At 51.5% G+C, this 4,318-nt stretch carries 6 protein-coding genes; 1 reads left to right on the top strand and 5 read right to left on the bottom strand.

Annotated elements, in window-relative coordinates; all coding sequences use genetic code 11:
• Positions 1 to 909 (top strand): ethanolamine ammonia-lyase reactivating factor EutA (locus O6944_06895; GenBank protein ID MCZ6718859.1); only part of this gene is annotated, 909 nt, incomplete at its 5' end.
• 17 nt (positions 910 to 926) lie between these two features.
• Here O6944_06895 and O6944_06890 read toward each other — a convergent pair.
• From O6944_06890 to O6944_06870, 5 genes are all read right to left on the bottom strand, one after another.
• On the bottom strand, positions 927 to 1,259 hold the full coding sequence (locus O6944_06890) for a hypothetical protein (protein MCZ6718858.1): 333 nt from the start codon (positions 1,257 to 1,259) through the stop codon (positions 927 to 929).
• Positions 1,260 to 1,364: 105 nt separating this feature from the next.
• A complete protein-coding gene (locus O6944_06885) occupies positions 1,365 to 2,342 on the bottom strand; it encodes a hypothetical protein (protein MCZ6718857.1) in 978 nt (325 codons plus the stop codon).
• 276 nt (positions 2,343 to 2,618) lie between these two features.
• Complete coding sequence (locus tag O6944_06880) at positions 2,619 to 2,753, bottom strand: hypothetical protein (protein ID MCZ6718856.1); 135 nt, start codon at positions 2,751 to 2,753, stop codon at positions 2,619 to 2,621.
• Between the two features lie 36 nt (positions 2,754 to 2,789).
• A complete protein-coding gene (locus tag O6944_06875) occupies positions 2,790 to 3,395 on the bottom strand; it encodes a methyltransferase domain-containing protein (GenBank protein ID MCZ6718855.1) in 606 nt (201 codons plus the stop codon).
• Between the two features lie 120 nt (positions 3,396 to 3,515).
• Entirely contained in the window at positions 3,516 to 4,151 is a 636-nt protein-coding gene (locus tag O6944_06870; protein MCZ6718854.1) for a DNA-3-methyladenine glycosylase 2 family protein, read from the bottom strand.
• Positions 4,152 to 4,318 lie beyond the last annotated feature (167 nt).

The following is a 4,318-nucleotide window of genomic DNA, read 5'->3' as shown; positions in this document are numbered from 1 at the left end:
GTTGGCGCGCGTCTTGTGGCCTTCGACGAAAATAAAAATTTGACTCGCATCGAGGAGGCCGGCAGGATACACGGGGCATCCGCTGGGTTGGAACTGACTCTTGGCCAGAGGGTAGCCGAGGAAGGATTACGTACCATGGCCTCGAACATGGCCGATAGGCTCATCGATGTCATGACCCCGGGCTCTCTATCTCCCGAGACACAGACGCTCCTTCGTCTTCCTCCCTTGTCCTTTCAGGGCCGGTTCGAGTCCATCAGTTTTTCCGGCGGTGTCTCTGAATTCATCTACGGTCAGGAGCGCGGGTCCTATGGCGATCTCGGGTCGTTACTTGCAGCGGAGGTCAGAAAGCAAGTTGAGCAGTTGGGGATTCCGATCATCGAACCGGCCGCCCGAATTCGCGCAACGGCCATAGGCGCATCACAATACACCGTACAGGTGAGTGGCAGCACCATCTTTGTTAACCCACCCGATATATTGCCAGTGCGGAGCCTGCCGGTTGTGACGCCTGAGTTTTCCCTGGAGGGTGAGGAGATTCGTGAAGGGGAGATCAGAATTGCCGCTGAGCGTGCATTGAACCGAATGGATCTCCTCCAATCCAGCCAGCCCGTTGCCGTGGCCTTTCACTGGGAAGGCTCAGCGACCTTTGCACGCCTGCAGGGATTTTGCTCCGGACTGAAAGAAGCACTGGAGAAAATTCTAGCCAAGGGGCACCCCCTCGTGCTGGTGAGTGATGGCGACATCGGGGGAGTGCTCGGTCTCCACCTCAAAGAGGAGATGCAGCTTTTGAACCCAGTCATCTCAATCGATGGGATCGATCTCCGTGAGTTTGATTACATTGATATCGGTGCCCTGATTCAATCCTCGGGCGCCGTTCCCGTGGTGATCAAATCCCTTGTCTTTCTCAGTTAGCCGATTGAATGCTCCATTCACCTATGCAAGCCTGACCATATACTTCTCCAGGGCATCAACACCAAATTTATCAGGCCAAACGCAGCACCCACCACACTGCTAAATAGCAGGATAAAACGCGAGGTGGAAACAAAGCTCTCAAGGGATCGAATATAGACGTTATCCCGGATCATCATATCCTTAAGCTTGTTGATATCCGTCATCTTCTGGATCAAGGCGTAGTGGTCTTCGGGGCCAAGACCTGGAGGTGGAAGGTCCCGGGAAAGAATTACACCGAAGACTAGAAGACCCCCAAACACCAGCAAGACGTTGATAATGGCAAAAAGGTAATGTCGATCTTTGCTCGTCATAAACTCGCAGCCCTACAAGGTTAAACTAAGCCGGTGTGAACCTGCCAAAGGGTCGCTCTGAAGCGTAAATGATTAGTCTTTGCGACTTCAACATGACAAGGCGTATTATTTCTTTTTTATTGATCTGAAGATAACCACGTTTTCTTTGTTGTTGGCGCGCAATCGTAACAACACGATTTCATATCCGTCAAATCCCTTATAATTGTGTTTCTGACCATCGTTGAGTTCAAATGATATCTCATCCATTTGAATGGTTACTTCCACTATCTCCGCCGGCCATGAATTTCCGAACCTCCCTATAAAGACGTATCCTTTAGCCTGGTGATCTTTCTTTAGATCTTCTAACCCCCCATAAGGTTTGCCGATATCCGCGAGTGCCCATTCTGGTGTGCGTGCCTGAGGTGAAAATTCGGCCCCCCTTATTTTTGTCAACGTTTCCTTTAACAGCGCAAGAACCTCCTTCGCCATAGATAGAGATTCTCCCGTGACCGAGCTGTATCTTTTCAACGCTTGTACCTTCTTACCCTCCTCGAGTAACTTTTTAAGCTCTGAAAGTATCGGATCATTCAATTTCTCGAAAAGGACCTTGGCGCGTTCTTTTTGTTTTTCTTTTGCAATCTTGGCCAGGCGAAACCGCTTTACGGTGTCCGGTGTTGGGCAAGGGACCGCCATAAACCATGCGTCTTCGACCTTGACGATCTGTCGGAGAATACTCTTGGAGTCGTATGCCCCTGTCGCAAAATCGATCTGGATCCAATGGGTGGGCCTGACAGGATAAGAAAAGGCTTCGGCCATTAATAATGGCTCAGCGTTGCCAATCGGCGTGATATTGGTGATCTTGTAACTGTTGGGAATGGATTCTCTTATTTCTCTTGAGAAATAATCATCAAAATAATCTTGGTTTTCGTTATTGATACACGCGAGGTACTTTGGATGAACTAAGTGATTCAATCCGTCAACGTCCTTCCCATTTACGGCAGCAACATAATCGCTGACAAACTTTTTCTGATCAGGCTCGGCTGCGAATGCGTATGCAAATAACGTAGCAATAGTAAGGCAAAAAATAATTTTTGTTTTGGACAAAATTCCTCGCGGTATTATGGTTTGTTAAACATGGTGTAGCCTGAATCGTGAACTGTCCTATTGATAAGAATTGTACTCTCATTTCAAAGGGATAGGCAATAGTATTTAAAGCTACAAAAGGAGTCAAAAATCGGCGAGATGAGGGGGGTATTCAGACAGACAATGATGGATGGATCGGATGATTTATAGGCAGAATAGGCCCTTTAGATCGCACTTTAAATCGATAAAAGACCCAGGCTCCGCTAGATGCGAGGTCCAGGAGCGCTCTTGCGAATCTCAGCTGGGCTTACGGGCAATGAACGGATACCCGTATACCTCGAACATCCGCGCTTTCTTCTCACCGCCTGCGCCGCCGAAGGTGTCGCAGGGGGGTCCAATCTTGATGTCGACAAAACCGGACTCCTCGAGCATTCTCTGCCAGCCTGCACACGGCAGGCCGCCGGCGATTCAAGCGGTCCACAGATCGATGTTACGGATAGCCGACTCGGGCACAGGCTTTGAATTAGCGATATCGGCGAATTGCAGCCGTCCGCCAGGCCGCAGCGCCCGGAGAATCTCCGCGAACACCTTGCGCTTGTCAGCGCACAGATTAATGACGCCGTTGCTGATGACTACATTCGCCCAATTGTTCTCGATGGGTAGATTCTCTGCGAGTCCCTCTTGGAATTCGACATTCTTGTGACCCAGGAGCTTTGCCGTTGAGCGTGACTTTTCGAGCATCTCCTCGGTCATATCGATGCCAACCAACTTGCCCTCGGAGCCGATCTGGGAAACGGCTATGAAACTGTCAAAGCCTCCGCCTGATCCCACGTCGACGACCCGTTCGCCGCGCGCGAGAGGCTGAAGCGAGAAGGGGTTTGCGACGCCGGCGAAGGACTCAACGGCCACATCGGGGAGAGCATCCACGACAGCCGTGTCGTAACCCAGACGTGCTGCCAGGGGGCGGCCTGTATGAAAGTGATAGGTTTGGTATGGGTGTGCGGCGACTTCCCTGTACTTCACCCGGACCTGTTCGCGCAACGCCTCTTCGTCCACCATCACTTTGTCCGACATCGGTGATCCTCCGTCAACGAACCCGCTATCGACTCACTGTAGTCATCAACTGTTTCTGATTTGAGCTTACTCCCACGCGTAGCTTGAATCAAACGTCACTTGGCACCGCAATGACTCCTATCACTTATTTGACAGGTAGAAATGCCAAAGGATGCGTGCTGCCACTGCTCGCCAAGGTGCCCACGCTCTGGCAATACGTTGAAGCTCCTCTTGGGTCGGGCAGCTGTGGAGCCGTTTGACTTGCTGTACCGCCTTGGCCAGCGCAAGATCGCCGCACGGCCAGACATCAGGGCGACGGAGAACCATCAGTAGGTAGATGTCTGCAGTCCACGGCCCGATGCCGGGGACTTGAAGCAGCCTCGAGCGCCCCGCATGGTCATCAAGTTGCAAGAGATGACTGAGCGTAAGGTTGCGATCAACAATGCAGTTGGCAAGGTTCTTACAATAGGATGCCTTCTGGCGTGTGAGACCGTATCTGCGGAGCTGGGCGTCGCTGATTTTTGCGATACGGTGAGGCGTGACTCGGCCGGCCGCAGCTTTGAGTCGAGAGTAGGCTGCACGGGCGGATGCGAGTGATACTTGTTGCTCCAGTATGATGCGGACTAACGCCGCGAAGCCTGGGCGACGCGCCCAGAGTGGTGGTGGCCCAAAACGCTGCACAACCCTTGCGAGATCTCGGTCCCGTGTAATGAGCTCCTTAACGCCTCGAAGCAATCTGGTACTGGTAAGTGGCGGAGGTAGGCGATTTTCGTTCACGTGCCACCTTGAATGGCAACCTAACGTCTGCATTGACTTGATTTTCTGTAGCGCAGCGAAAAAAATTCAAGTCCAATGAACGGTTAGGCTATATCAACGTGCTAATGCAGACCCAACGCCTTTAACTGTTGCATCAAATTTCGATAGAGATCCCTAGTGAAAAAGTA

This window comes from Gammaproteobacteria bacterium (assembly GCA_027296625.1).
Taxonomy (GTDB): domain Bacteria; phylum Pseudomonadota; class Gammaproteobacteria; order JAKEHO01; family JAKEHO01; genus JAKEHO01.
The sequence above is the reverse complement of the archived record's forward strand: the minus strand, read 5'-3'. Positions and strand labels throughout refer to the sequence as shown.